At 66.3% G+C, this 13341-nt stretch carries 12 protein-coding genes; all 12 read left to right on the forward strand.

Annotated features, from left to right (window positions below):
* Window positions 1-83 precede the first annotated feature (83 nt).
* The 12 genes from ACUYTF_RS05505 to ACUYTF_RS05560 all read left to right on the forward strand — a co-directional run bounded on the left by ACUYTF_RS05505 (window position 84) and on the right by ACUYTF_RS05560 (window position 13326).
* Entirely contained in the window at window positions 84-1952 is a 1869-nt protein-coding gene (locus ACUYTF_RS05505) for an ABC transporter ATP-binding protein (RefSeq protein WP_449279588.1), read from the forward strand.
* 110 nt (window positions 1953-2062) lie between these two features.
* Complete coding sequence (locus tag ACUYTF_RS05510) at window positions 2063-3289, forward strand: pyridoxal phosphate-dependent aminotransferase (RefSeq protein ID WP_449279434.1); 1227 nt, start codon at window positions 2063-2065, stop codon at window positions 3287-3289.
* A 167-nt stretch (window positions 3290-3456) separates the two neighbouring features.
* Window positions 3457-3915, forward strand: coding sequence for a 23S rRNA (pseudouridine(1915)-N(3))-methyltransferase RlmH (locus ACUYTF_RS05515; RefSeq protein WP_434142161.1), 459 nt, complete (start codon window positions 3457-3459; stop codon window positions 3913-3915).
* A 151-nt stretch (window positions 3916-4066) separates the two neighbouring features.
* Window positions 4067-6325: an amino acid ABC transporter substrate-binding protein/permease gene (locus tag ACUYTF_RS05520; protein ID WP_434142159.1), complete on the forward strand. Its 2259-nt coding sequence runs from the start codon at window positions 4067-4069 to the stop codon at window positions 6323-6325.
* Complete coding sequence (locus ACUYTF_RS05525) at window positions 6322-7095, forward strand: ATP-binding cassette domain-containing protein (protein WP_434142156.1); 774 nt, start codon at window positions 6322-6324, stop codon at window positions 7093-7095. The genes ACUYTF_RS05520 and ACUYTF_RS05525 overlap by 4 nt, the downstream gene beginning before the upstream one ends.
* Window positions 7096-7204: 109 nt before the next feature.
* Entirely contained in the window at window positions 7205-7546 is a 342-nt protein-coding gene (locus ACUYTF_RS05530; protein ID WP_434142154.1) for a hypothetical protein, read from the forward strand.
* 250 nt (window positions 7547-7796) lie between these two features.
* On the forward strand, window positions 7797-8033 hold the full coding sequence (gene nrdH / locus ACUYTF_RS05535) for a glutaredoxin-like protein NrdH (RefSeq protein ID WP_434142152.1): 237 nt from the start codon (window positions 7797-7799) through the stop codon (window positions 8031-8033).
* A 16-nt stretch (window positions 8034-8049) separates the two neighbouring features.
* Window positions 8050-8451 carry a class Ib ribonucleoside-diphosphate reductase assembly flavoprotein NrdI gene (gene nrdI, locus ACUYTF_RS05540; RefSeq protein WP_434142150.1) on the forward strand — a complete coding sequence of 134 codons (402 nt, stop codon included), beginning with the start codon at window positions 8050-8052 and terminating at the stop codon, window positions 8449-8451.
* A complete protein-coding gene (gene nrdE, locus ACUYTF_RS05545) occupies window positions 8451-10592 on the forward strand; it encodes a class 1b ribonucleoside-diphosphate reductase subunit alpha (protein ID WP_434142205.1) in 2142 nt (713 codons plus the stop codon). The genes nrdI and nrdE overlap by 1 nt, the downstream gene beginning before the upstream one ends.
* Before the next feature lie 38 nt (window positions 10593-10630).
* Window positions 10631-11599 (forward strand): class 1b ribonucleoside-diphosphate reductase subunit beta, encoded by a 969-nt coding sequence (nrdF, locus tag ACUYTF_RS05550; RefSeq protein WP_434142147.1) that lies wholly within the window; start codon window positions 10631-10633, stop codon window positions 11597-11599.
* Window positions 11600-11876: 277 nt separating this feature from the next.
* Window positions 11877-12953 carry a 2,3-butanediol dehydrogenase gene (locus ACUYTF_RS05555; RefSeq protein WP_434142145.1) on the forward strand — a complete coding sequence of 359 codons (1077 nt, stop codon included), beginning with the start codon at window positions 11877-11879 and terminating at the stop codon, window positions 12951-12953.
* Between the two features lie 160 nt (window positions 12954-13113).
* On the forward strand, window positions 13114-13326 hold the full coding sequence (locus ACUYTF_RS05560) for a hypothetical protein (protein ID WP_434142143.1): 213 nt from the start codon (window positions 13114-13116) through the stop codon (window positions 13324-13326).
* Window positions 13327-13341 lie beyond the last annotated feature (15 nt).

Below are 13341 nucleotides of genomic sequence, written 5' to 3' on the forward strand. Positions count from 1 at the left end.
CGAAGCATGCCCCTGCCGAGCAATGCCGCCAGCGAACAACGCCCGCAATGCCGCCCGTCCCGCGTATTCTCCGAGTCATGAGTATGAGCGGTGGCGGCGGAGGCGGGCGGGGCGGCCGCGTATCGGCGGGCGACGCCTCGAAGCAGCGCGAGATCAACAGCGCGGCCCCCGTCATCCCCGAGCTCGGGTCGCGCATCGCCGCGCTCTTCCGCCCCTACCGCGGGCAGCTCGCCGCCATCGTCGTGCTCGTGCTCGTCTCCGCCGGCCTCGGCATCCTGCCCCCGCTCCTGACCGAGCGCGTCTTCGACGACGGGCTCTTCCCGCAGGGCGGCCCCGACCTGCCGCTGCTCGGCTGGCTCGTCGGGGCGATGGTCGCGATCTTCGTGGTCTCGTCGGGATTCGGCATCGTGCAGACCCTGCTCACGGCGCGCGTCGGCAACAGCGTCATGGGCGACCTGCGCGTGCGCCTCTTCACCCACCTGCAGTCCATGGAGCTCGGCTTCTTCACCCGCACGAAGACCGGCGTCATCCAGTCGCGGTTGCAGAACGACGTCGGCGGCGTCGCGAACGTGCTCACGAACACGGTGTCGAGCGTGCTCGGCAACACCGTCACGGTCATCGCCGCCGGCATCGCGATGGTGCTGCTGAGCTGGCAGCTCACCCTCGTCGCGCTCGTGCTCATGCCGGTGCTCGTGTTCGCGCAGCGCCGCGTCGGCCAGGTGCGCGCGAAGATCGCGGGCAAGACGCAGGAGTCGCTCTCCGAGATGACAGCCATCACGCAGGAGACGCTGTCGGTGTCGGGCGTGCTGCTCGCGAAGACCTTCTCGCAGCAGCGCACCGAGACCGAGCGCTACGCGGCCGAGAACCGCAACCAGATCGAACTGCAGGTGCGGCAGACGATGAGCGGGCAGGTGTTCTTCGCGCTCGTGCAGATCTTCCTCTCCGCGGTGCCCGCGATCGTCTACCTCGTGTCGGGGCTGCTCATTTCGCGGGCGATGGGGCAGGGCTTCGACCCGGGCATCACCGCCGGCACCATCGTCGCCTTCACGACCGTGCAGTCGCGCCTGCTCTTCCCGCTCATGGCGCTCATGCGCGTCGCCCTCGACCTGCAGACCTCGCGGGCGCTCTTCGCCCGCATCTTCGAATACCTCGACCTCGACCCGGCGATCGTCGACGCCCCCGATGCGCGCGAGCCGTCGGACGAGCCGGGCCGGGCCGGCCGCATCGAGTTCGACGACGTCGTGTTCCGCTACCCGGATGCCGGCCCCGACGACCGCCCGACCCTCGACCGGGTGTCGTTCCACGTGAAACCCGGCGAGTTCGTGGCATTCGTCGGCGCCTCGGGTTCGGGCAAGACCACCATCGGCTCGCTGATCCCGCGCCTCTACGATGCGAGCGGCGGCTCGGTGCGGTACGGGGGAGACGACGTGCGCGAACTGCGGCAGGAGTCGCTCATGGACCGCATCGGGGTCGTCACACAGGAGCCCTACCTCTTCCACGCGAGCATCGCCGAGAACCTGCGGTACGCGAAGCCCGGCGCGAGCCACGACGACATCGTCGCCGCGGCCCGTCTCGCGAACATCCACGACACCATCGAATCGTTCGCCGACGGCTACGACACGATCGTGGGCGAGCGCGGCTACCGTCTCTCCGGCGGCGAGAAGCAGCGCATCGCCATCGCCCGCGTACTGCTCAAGAACCCGCGCGTGCTCGTGCTCGACGAAGCCACCAGCGCGCTCGACACAGTGAACGAGCAGATCGTGCAGCGCGCCCTCGATGACGCCCGCAGCGGGCGTACGACGGTCGCCATCGCGCATCGGCTGTCGACGGTCGTCGACGCCGACCGCATCTACGTCGTCGACGCCGGGCGCATCCGCGAAGCGGGCACGCACGACGAACTGCTCGCGCTCGGCGGGGCCTACGCCGAGCTCTACGCGCGCCAAGTGCACTGACCGCGAGGGAGCAGCCGCGCACCGCAGAAAGTTGCGGGATCGTGCGGTCTTCCGCAGCCTCGTCGCAGTTCCTGCAGAAATCATCGCTTCGCGCGTGGAATAATCTTCTCGTGAAGCCCATCAACCAGTCCTCGAAGCTCGCCGGGGTCCGCTACGACGTACGCGGACCGATCCTGCAGGAGGCCGAGCGCCTCGAGCGCGAGGGGCACGAGATCCTCCGCCTCAACATCGGCAACCCCGCCCCCTTCGGTTTCGAGGCGCCCCCCGAGATCGTCGAGGCGCTGCGCGAAGCGCTCCCCGTCGCGCAGGGGTACAGCAGCTCCCTCGGCATCCTTCCGGCGCGCGAGGCCGTCGCCCGCTACTACGCCGACGAGGGCATCGCGGGTATCGGCCCCGACGACGTCTTCATCGGCAACGGCGTGAGCGAGCTCATCTCGCTGGTCGTGCAGGCGCTCGTCGACGACGGCGACGAAGTGCTCGTTCCCGCCCCCGACTATCCGCTGTGGACGGCGCAGGTGACCCTCGCGGGCGGCCTCGCCGTGCACTACCCGTGCGACGAGGCGAACAGGTGGATGCCCGACCTCGACGCCATCGAGGCGCTCATCACCACCCGCACCAAGGGCATCGTGCTCATCAACCCGAACAACCCGACGGGCGCCGTCTATTCACCCGAACTCGTGCGCGGCTTCGCTGCCCTCGCCGAGCGCCACGGCCTCGTGCTCATGGCCGACGAGATCTACGAGCACATCCTCTACGACGACGCCGTGCTCGAGCACGCCGCACTGCACGTCGCGCACACGCTCTGCATCACATTCAGCGGCCTGTCGAAGGCGCAGCGCGTCGCCGGCTACCGCTCCGGCTGGGCCGCCATCTCCGGCGACCGGGCGCGCGCCCGCGACTTCCTCGAGGGGCTGACGCTGCTCGCCAACATGCGCATGTGCGCGAACGTGCCAGCTCAATACGCGATCCCCGTCGCGCTCGCCGCCGAATCGAACTGGTCGGGCATCGCCGAGCTGTGCGCCCCCGGCGGGCGTCTGCGCGAGCAGCGCGACGCCGCGCACCGACTGCTCACCGGCATCCCGGGCGTCAGTTGCGAGCTGCCGGGCGGGGCGATGTACCTCTTCCCGAAGCTCGACCCCGAGCAGTACCCGATCGAAGACGACCAGGCCTTCGTCATCGACATGCTGCGGGCGACGCGGGTGCTCGTGACGAACGGGCGCGGATTCAACCTGCCGACCGCCGACCACCTGCGCTTCGTGACGCTGCCCGGCGTGCCGGTGCTCACCGAGGCGATCGGGCGCATCGCCGAGCACCTGGACAGCGTGCGCGCCGCGTGAGGGAGGGGGCGGGGCCGTCTCGGCCCCGGTAGGGTGCGTCGTATGAGCGTCCGCATCCTCGCCGTGGGAAAGAAGCACGCGCGCTGGAGCTGGGAGCGAAGGCCATTTCTGGCCTTCGCCGCGACGCCAGCGCCGCGGCTCTCTGAGCTGCGGGTATGTTCTCTCGTATGAGCGTCCGCATCCTGGCAGTCGGCAAGAAGCACGAGAGTTGGGTCGTCGACGGCATCGACCGCTACGAGAAGCGGCTGCGCAAGCCGTTCGACGCGAGCTGGCAGCTGCTGCCGCACTCGGCGCGCGAGGGAGAGGCCGCACGCGCCGAGGAGTCGGAGCGCATCCTCGCGAAGGTCGGGCGCGACGACTTCCTCGTGCTGCTCGACGAGCGCGGCCTGGGCGTCGACTCGCCGGCGCTCGCCGCGAGACTGCGCTCGGCCTTCGACCGCGGTAGGCCCGTCACGGTCGCGATCGGCGGCGCCTACGGGGTCGACGACCGCGTGCGCGAGCGGGCCGACTTCGTGTGGAGTCTGTCGCTGCTCGTGTTCCCGCACCAGCTCGTTCGGCTCATCCTCGCCGAGCAGCTCTACCGCGCGCAGGAGATCGCGGCCGGGCGGCCGTACCACCACGTGTAGCCCGCCATTCGCAGGGCCGCCGCAGATTGCGATTTCGCATCGGATCGGGGCCAGTACCGGGAATCGTCCCCGCACGGACCCGCAGATGTGCGTAGCCTGGGTGGCGTGCGCTTCGCAAACCGCGGAGCCTCCAGTGAAGGAGGAGCACCCAGTGCACCAGAGGACACAATCATTCGGCCTCAGACTGGCGATCGGGGCGGCCCTCACCGGGCTCTTCCTGCTCGTCGCAGGAGGCGCGGCGCAGGCCGTGCCGCAGACGCCGCCCAGTGCCGCGGTCGCGGCAGTACCAGACCGGGCGGTCGCGCCCGGCCCCGCGAAGGCCGCCGATCTCGGCGGCAAGAAGTTCGTCATCGCGACGGACACGACGTTCGCGCCGTTCGAGTTCCGCGAGGGCGGCGAGCTCGTCGGCATCGACATGGACCTGCTCAATCGCATCGCGGAGGAGGAGAACTTCACGGTCGATATCCAGTCGCTCGGGTTCCAGGCGGCGGTGTCGGCGGTGACATCGGGTCAGGCCGATGGCGTGATCGCGGGCATGTCGATCACGGATGAGCGCAAGCAGACGTTCGATTTCTCGGACCCGTATTTCGATTCGGGCATCCAGATGGCCGTCGCCGATGACAGCGACATCACGGGCTACGAGGATCTGCAGGGCCAGACGGTCGTCGCCAAGGGCGGCTCGGAGGGCGAGTCGGAGGCGAAGAAGCTGTCGGAGAAGTACGGCTTCACGGTGAAGGCGCTCGATCAGTCGACGAGCCTCATCGAGTCGGTGAAGAACGGTTCGGCCGCGGCGGTGTTCGATGACTACCCGGTGCTGAAGTACGGCATCGCGCAGGGCAACGGGCTGAAGGTGGTCACGGATAAGATCCCTGGCGGCCAGTACGGCTTCGCCGTCGCGAAGGGGCAGAACGCCGACCTGCTCGAAGCGTTCGACGAGGGGCTCGCAGAGCTCAAGGCCGACGGTACCTACGACGAGATCCTCGCGCAGTACCTCGGCGATGCCGGAGGCTCGGACGCCGCGCAGAGCGAAGCGCCCGAGGCCCTCGATCTCGGCGGCAAACAGTTCACCATCGCGACGGATACGACGTTCGCGCCGTTCGAGTTCCGCGAGGGCGGCGAGCTCGTCGGCATCGACATGGACCTGCTCAATCGCATCGCGGAGGAGGAGAACTTCACGGTCGATATCCAGTCGCTGGGATTCCAGGCGGCGGTGTCGGCGGTGACATCGGGTCAGGCCGATGGCGTGATCGCGGGCATGTCGATCACGGATGAGCGCAAGCAGACGTTCGATTTCTCGGACCCGTATTTCGATTCGGGCATCCAGATGGCCGTCGCCGATGACAGCGACATCACGGGCTACGAGGATCTGCAGGGCCAGACGGTCGTCGCCAAGGGCGGCTCGGAGGGCGAGTCGGAGGCGAAGAAGCTGTCGGAGAAGTACGGCTTCACGGTGAAGGCGCTCGATCAGTCGACGAGCCTCATCGAGTCGGTGAAGAACGGTTCGGCCGCGGCGGTGTTCGATGACTACCCGGTGCTGAAGTACGGCATCGCGCAGGGCAACGGGCTGAAGGTGGTCACGGATAAGATCCCTGGCGGCCAGTACGGCTTCGCCGTCGCGAAGGGGCAGAACGCCGACCTGCTCGAAGCATTCGACAACGGCCTCGCGCGCCTCAAAGCGGATGGCACCTACGATCAGATTCTCGCGCAGTACCTCGGCGAGGACACCTCGGCGAGCGGAACGGCCGCCCCGACCGAGAAGTCCAGCTTCTTCCAACTGCTCGTCGACTCGATGCCCGCTCTCGGACAGGGCCTCTGGAACACCGTGCGCATCACGGTGACCTCCTTCGTCATCGCCCTGGCGCTCGGCCTCGCGTTCGGTTTCATGAAGATCTCGAGCTCGCGCATCCTGCGAGGGATCGCCTCGACCTTCGTCGCGATCTTCCGCGGCACCCCCGTGCTCGTGTGGGCGTTCCTCTTCTACTTCGGTCTGCCGCAGCTCACCGGCATGAAGGGCGACATCTTCTGGGCCGGTGTCGCGACGCTCGCCCTGAACGCGGGCGCATACCTCACCGAGATCGTGCGCGGTGGGCTGCAGGCCGTCGACCCGGGCCAGATGGAGGCGGCCCGCTCGCTCGGCCTCGGCTGGGGCAAGTCGATGCAACGGGTGGTGGTGCCGCAGGCGGTGAAGATCTCGACGCCGGCGATCATCAACCAGTTCGTCATTACGCTGAAGGACTCGTCGCTGCTGCTCACCATCGGCTTCGCCGAGCTGCTGTACCAGGCGCAGCAGATCTACGCGGCCAACTACCGCACGACCGAGATGCTGATCATCGTCGGCATCATGTACTTCGTGGTGATCACCCTGCTGACCTGGGTGGCCAACATCGTGGATAAGAAGGTGAACAAGTGACTGAGAAGCTCACGTCGGGCACGGTGCCCGTCGTCGTCAGCGGAGCCGGTATCACCGTGAGCGGGCTGCGCAAGTCGTTCGGCCCGGTCGAGGTGCTGCAGGGCATCGACCTCGAAGTGGCGCCGGGCGAGATCGTCTCGCTCATCGGCCCATCGGGCTCCGGCAAGTCGACCATTCTGCGCTGTCTGAACAAGCTCGAGGAGCCGACCTCCGGCACCGTCGTGGTGAATGGCTTCGACATCATGGATGCGAAGGTCGACATCAACGAGGTGCGGCGCAGCGTCGGCATGGTGTTCCAGCACTTCAACCTCTTCCCGAACATGTCGGTCATCGAGAACGTCATGCTCGCACCGGTCGAGACCGGGAAGCGGGGCAAGGAGGAGGCGCGGAAACAGGCGCTCGCGCTGCTGCGCCGCGTCGGGCTGGAGGAGAAGGCCGATGCGCGGCCGTCGCAGCTCTCGGGCGGCCAGAAGCAGCGCGTCGCCATCGCCCGCGCGCTCGCGATGGAGCCCGCGATCCTGCTGTTCGACGAGGCCACCTCGGCGCTCGACCCCGAGATGGTCGGCGAGGTGCTCGAGGTGATCCGCGAGCTCGCGAAGACCGGCATCACCATGGTGCTCGTCACCCACGAGATGGGCTTCGCCCGCGAGGTGTGCGACAAGGTCGTCTTCCTCGCCGACGGCGTCGTGTGCGAGGAGGGCGAGCCCGAGCAGGTATTCGGCAACCCGCAGACACCCCGTCTCCAGGAGTTCCTGAGCAAGGTGCTCTGACCCGGACGGAAGCACCGGAGGGCCGCTCGGCGGCCGAGCGGCCCCGCGCGCGAGACGATCGCGAGCGGGGCCGCCTCCGCATGTCCGAGGGGCCGGTTACCCTGCCCGCATGAACCCGTTCCGCATCCCCGCGCAGCACCTGCCGGCACCGCTGCTGCGCCGCCCGGCGCCCAGCGCGACCGCGGTGCCGTGGCGGGTGCTGCGACCCGGTGACGGCGTGATCGAGGTCGAGCACCGCGGCCGCGGCCCGCTCTACTCGGTGCGCTTCTCGCTCGCGGGCGGCGGCATGCTCGGCCTGTCGCTGCCCCGCACGGTGCTGCCCGGCGAGCGGGTGCGCGCCCGGGTGCGCGGGCCCGAGGCCGACGGGGCCGCACTCGCGCCCGACGCGATGCTCGTGCTGCGCTGGTTCCAGCCCGAGGGGGAGGAGCTGCTGTGGCCGATCGCGCTCTAGAACGGGGTCCGCCGCGACACGCCGGGAGCGGTCGGTGGAGAAATATCTTTCCGCTCTCCCGGGTTGTGGATAACTCGCCTCGATGGGCGGAACCGCGCCGAAAGTTCTCCCCAACAAGGGCCTTGCGCCGGTGGAGTTCCCGTGGAAAACTACATTGATGTAACTACATCATGTTGTGGTCAGTCGAGGTGTGGTTCACTATATGTAGTGCCCGAAGCGGGCAACGCAGATTTTCAACGAAGGGCGTGAAATGGCCATTACGGTATACACGAAGCCGTCGTGCGTGCAGTGCACTGCGACCTACCGGGCGCTCGACAGCAAGGGCATCGAATACAACGTGCTCGACCTCTCGCAGGACGAGACGGCGTTGGAGACGGTGAAGGGTCTCGGCTACCTGCAGGCCCCCGTGGTGGTCACCGAGGATGAGCACTGGTCGGGCTTCCGCCCCGACAAGATCTCGGAGCTCGCAAGCCGCCTCGCAGATTAATCGAGCGGCAGGGACCATGCCCGACCTGGTGTATTTTTCCAGCGTCTCCGGCAACACCCGCCGTTTCGTCGAGAAGCTGGGACGACCGGCGCTCCGCATCCCGCTGTACGCGCGTGAGGAGCCGCTAGTCGTCACCGAGCCCTATGTCCTCCTCGTCCCGACGTACGGAGGAGGCCCGGATACGCGGGCCGTTCCCAAGCAGGTCATCAAGTTCTTGAACGACGAGCGCAACCGCTCGCTGCTCCGGGGCGTGATGGCCGCGGGCAATACGAACTTCGGCGAGGCCTACGGGCTCGCGGGGGCCATCATCGCGCGAAAGTGCCAGGTGCCCTTCCTCTACAAGTTCGAACTCTTTGGAACACCCGACGACGTCGCAGCCGTCGAAGAAGGATTGGAGAAGTTTTGGAAACAGCAGTGATGGAGCCGGGGCTCGAGTCGTCGAAGATCAGCGAGATGGACTACCACTCGCTGAACGCGATGCTGAACCTGTACGACGCCGATGGTCGCATCCAGTTCGACAAGGACCGCGAGGCGGCCCGTCAGTACTTCCTGCAGCACGTCAACCAGAACATGGTGTTCTTCCACAACTTCGAGGAGCGCATGCGCTACCTCATCGACAACGACTACTACGAGAAGCCGCTGCTCGACCAGTACTCGATGTCGTTCGTCGAGACGCTGACCGATGAGGCGTACGCCCTGAAGTTCCGCTTCCCGGCCTTCCTCGGCGCCTTCAAGTTCTTCACCTCGTACGCGCTCAAGACGTTCGACGGCAAGCGCTACCTCGAGCGCTTCGAAGACCGCGTCGTCATGGTCGCCCTCGGTCTCGCCCAGGGCGACGAGGAGCTCGCACGCGGCTACATGCGGGAGATGATCTCGGGCCGTTTCCAGCCGGCCACCCCGACCTTCCTGAACCTCGGCAAGGCGCAGCGCGGCGAGCTCGTCTCCTGCTTCCTGCTGCGTATCGAGGACAACATGGAGTCGATCTCGCGCGGCATCAACTCCTCGCTGCAGCTCTCGAAGCGCGGCGGCGGCGTCGCGCTCTCGCTCTCGAACATCCGCGAGCAGGGCGCCCCGATCAAGAAGATCGAGAACCAGTCGTCGGGCATCATCCCCGTCATGAAGCTGCTCGAAGACAGCTTCAGCTACGCGAACCAGCTCGGTGCGCGCCAGGGCGCCGGCGCCGTGTACCTCAACGCGCACCACCCCGACATCATGCGCTTCCTCGACACCAAGCGCGAGAACGCCGACGAGAAGATCCGCATCAAGACCCTGTCGCTCGGCGTCGTCGTACCCGACATCACCTTCGAGCTCGCGAAGAAGAACGAGGACATGTACCTCTTCTCGCCCTACGACGTCGAGCGCGTCTACGGCGTGCCCTTCGGCGACATCTCCGTGAGCGAGAAGTATTACGAGATGGTCGACGATGCGCGCATCACCAAGACGAAGATCAGCGCGCGCCAGTTCTTCCAGACCGTCGCCGAGCTGCAGTTCGAGTCGGGCTACCCCTACATCGTGTTCGAGGACACGGTGAACCAGGCGAACCCGATCAAGGGCCGCATCAACATGTCGAACCTCTGCTCCGAGATCCTCCAGGTCAACACCCCGACCACCTACAACGAGGATCTGAGCTACAACGAGATCGGCAAGGACATCTCGTGCAACCTCGGTTCGATGAACATCGCGAAGATGATGGACGGCGACGACTTCGGCCAGTCGGTCGAGCTCGCGATCCGCTCGCTCACCGCCGTCAGCGATATGAGCCACATCTCGTCGGTGCGGTCGATCGAAGACGGCAACGACAAGTCGCACGCCATCGGCCTCGGCCAGATGAACCTGCACGGCTACCTCGCCCGCGAGCACGTGCACTACGGTTCGGAAGAGGGCGTCGATTTCACGAACATCTACTTCTACACGATCCTGTTCCACGCGCTGAAGGCGTCGAACCGCATCGCGATCGAGCGCGGCACGACCTTCGAGGGCTTCGCCGATTCGAAGTACGCGACGGGCGAGTTCTTCGACAAGTACACCGAGAGCGCGTGGGAGCCCGCGACCGAGCGCACCCGCGAGCTGTTCGCGCAGTCGGGCATCGCGATCCCGACGCAGGCCGACTGGCACGAGCTCAAGGCGAGCGTCATCGAGCACGGCATCTACAACCAGAACCTGCAGGCGGTGCCCCCCACCGGTTCGATCTCGTACATCAACAACTCGACGTCGTCGATCCACCCGATCGCGTCGAAGGTCGAGATCCGCAAGGAGGGCAAGCTGGGCCGCGTCTACTACCCGGCGCCCTTTATGACGAACGACAACCTCGAGTACTACGAGGACGCCTACGAGATCGGCCCCGAGAAGATCATCGACACCTACGCCGCGGCGACGCAGCACGTCGACCAGGGCCTCTCGCTCACGCTGTTCTTCAAGGACACGGCGACGACGCGCGACATCAACAAGGCGCAGATCTACGCGTGGCGCAAGGGCATCAAGACGATCTACTACATCCGCCTGCGCCAGCTCGCGCTCGAGGGCACGGACATGACGGAGTGCGTCAGCTGCATGCTGTAATTGGTTCGACTGCGGATTGCGACTGAAGAAAGAGTGAGATGAACTACAAGCTGGGCCACGCGGTGCGCGCGATCAACTGGAACCGCATCGAGGACGACAAGGATCTCGAGGTCTGGAACCGACTCGTCAACAACTTCTGGCTGCCCGAGAAGGTGCCGCTGTCGAACGACGTGCAGTCGTGGGCGACGCTGACCGACGACGAGAAGCTGATGACGATGCGCGTCTTCACCGGCCTGACGCTGCTCGACACCATCCAGGGCACCGTCGGTGCAGTCTCACTGATCCCCGACGCCATCACCCCGCACGAGGAAGCGGTGTACACGAACATCGCGTTCATGGAGTCGGTGCACGCCAAGAGCTACTCGTCGATCTTCTCGACCCTCTGCTCGACGCAGGAGATCGACGACGCCTTCCGCTGGTCGGTCGAGAACCCGAACCTGCAGAAGAAGGCCCAGATCATCGTCGACTACTACGAGGGCGACGACCCGCTGAAGCGCAAGATCGCCTCGACGCTGCTCGAATCGTTCCTCTTCTACTCGGGCTTCTACGCGCCGATGTACTGGTCGGCCCACGCGAAGCTCACGAACACCGCCGACCTCATCCGCCTCATCATCCGCGACGAGGCCGTGCACGGGTACTACATCGGGTACAAGTACCAGATCGCGCTTGCGAAGGAGAGCGAGGAGCGCCAGCAGGAGCTCAAGGACTACACCTTCTCGCTGCTGTACGACCTGTACGAGAACGAGGTGAAGTACACGCAGGATCTCTACGATCCGCTCGGCCTCACCGAGGATGTGAAGAAGTTCCTCCACTACAACGCGAACAAGGCTCTCATGAACCTCGGCTACGAGCCGATGTTCCCGAAGGAGTCGACCGACGTGAACCCGTCGATTCTCTCGTCGCTCTCGCCGAACGCGGATGAGAACCACGACTTCTTCTCGGGTTCGGGCTCGTCGTACGTCATCGGCAAGGCCGAGGCCACCGAAGACGAGGATTGGGACTTCTAGAGCACCCGCCAACCGCATCGCGGAGGTCGCCCCTGCGGCGCCGAGCTTTTCGCTCGGTCGCCGTGGGGGCTTTCTGCGCCCTCGTCGAAGCCTGTGCGATCCCTGGAGAAACCCGGCCTCGGGCCCGAATGCGGGCGTAGGCTGGAGCCATCGACCGCGGGCGGCCCCGCCGGCGATCGAGTGGAACACCCATCCGGCGACTGACCTGCTGGTGCCGGGCCCACGAGGCCCGACGGCTTCCGATCAGTTGCTCCCGTGAATCGAGGGATTGATCAGTATGAAGGCAGCGCGCTACTACGACCGCGGCGATATCCGCATCGAAGACATCGAACCGCAGGCGCTCGAACCCGGCACCGTGCGCATCGATGTCGCCTGGACCGGCATCTGCGGCACCGACCTGCACGAGTACCTCGAAGGCCCCATCTTCGTGCCCGCCCATGGCCACCCGCACCCGATCTCGGGTGAGGACGCGCCGGTGACCCTCGGCCATGAGTTCTCGGGCGTCGTCTCGGAGATCGGGGAGGGCGTCGCCGACCTGGCCGTCGGCGACCATGTCGTCGTGGAGCCCTACATCATCCGTGACGACGTGAACACCGGCCCCGAGTCGAACGACTACCACCTCTCGCCCGACATGAACTTCATCGGACTCGCGGGGCGCGGCGGCGGCCTCTCCGAGAACATCGTGGTCAAGCGCCGCTGGGTGCACAAGGTCGATCCGTCGGTCGCGCTCGACGAGGCCGCCCTCATCGAGCCGCTCTCGGTCGCGTATCACGCGGTCAAGCGATCGGGCGTTGTCGCGGGCCAGACCGCGGTCGTAGGGGGTGCGGGCCCCATCGGCCTGCTCACGGCCGCGGTGCTGCACGCCATCGGCGTGCGGGTCATCGTCTCGGAGCTGTCGCCGCTGCGCCGCCAGAAGGCTCTCGACTCGGGGGTCGCCGATGTCGCGCTGAATCCGGCCGAGGTCGACGTCGTCGAAGAAGTGAAGAAGCTGACCGATGGCAAGGGGGCGCACGTCGCGTTCGAGGCGACCTCGGTGCAGGTCGTGTTCGACACGCTCATGGATGCCGTGCGACCGACGGGCGTCATTGTGGTCATCTCGATCTGGGGCAAGCCCGCCACCTTCGACATGCACAAGCTCGTCATGAAGGAGATCGACGTGCGAGGCACGATCGGGTACGTGAACTCGCACCCCGACACGATCGCCCTCGTCGAGTCCGGCAAGATCGATCTGAAGCCCTTCATCACGGACCGAATCGGTCTGGAGGACCTGGTCGATAAGGGCTTCGACACGCTCATCAACCACAACGAGACGGCGGTCAAGATTCTCGTCTCGCCGACGGGCAAGGGGCTGTAGCAGCTTCTCTCGACGGCCCGGATCCGCATCATCCCGCGGATCCGGGCCGTCCTCGCATCCAGGTCTGGTGCGGCTGCACTCGGCTCGGATCCCGGCACCGGAGTCGGAAAGTTCGTCGTGTCGGTTCCCGTGAGGCCCTTCGGTGACGTATCGTCGAGGCATGGCTTCAGAGAGTTTCCTTCGGCTGCCCCAGTCCGTGCAAGACATCGTGACGTCCGGCCTCGAGGCCGAGATCCAAGATTCCTTCTCGCGGATCGAGTCGCTGCGCGACCAGGGCGGCGACGAGAACGAGATTCGGTTCCTCGAGGGCGACATCCTCAACGCCTCTGCGCTGCGCAAGGCGCTCACCGGCGAAGAGACCCCGAAGAACTAGGCTCGTCTGTTTCGG

The organism is Leucobacter sp. GX0328 (genome assembly GCF_053567315.1).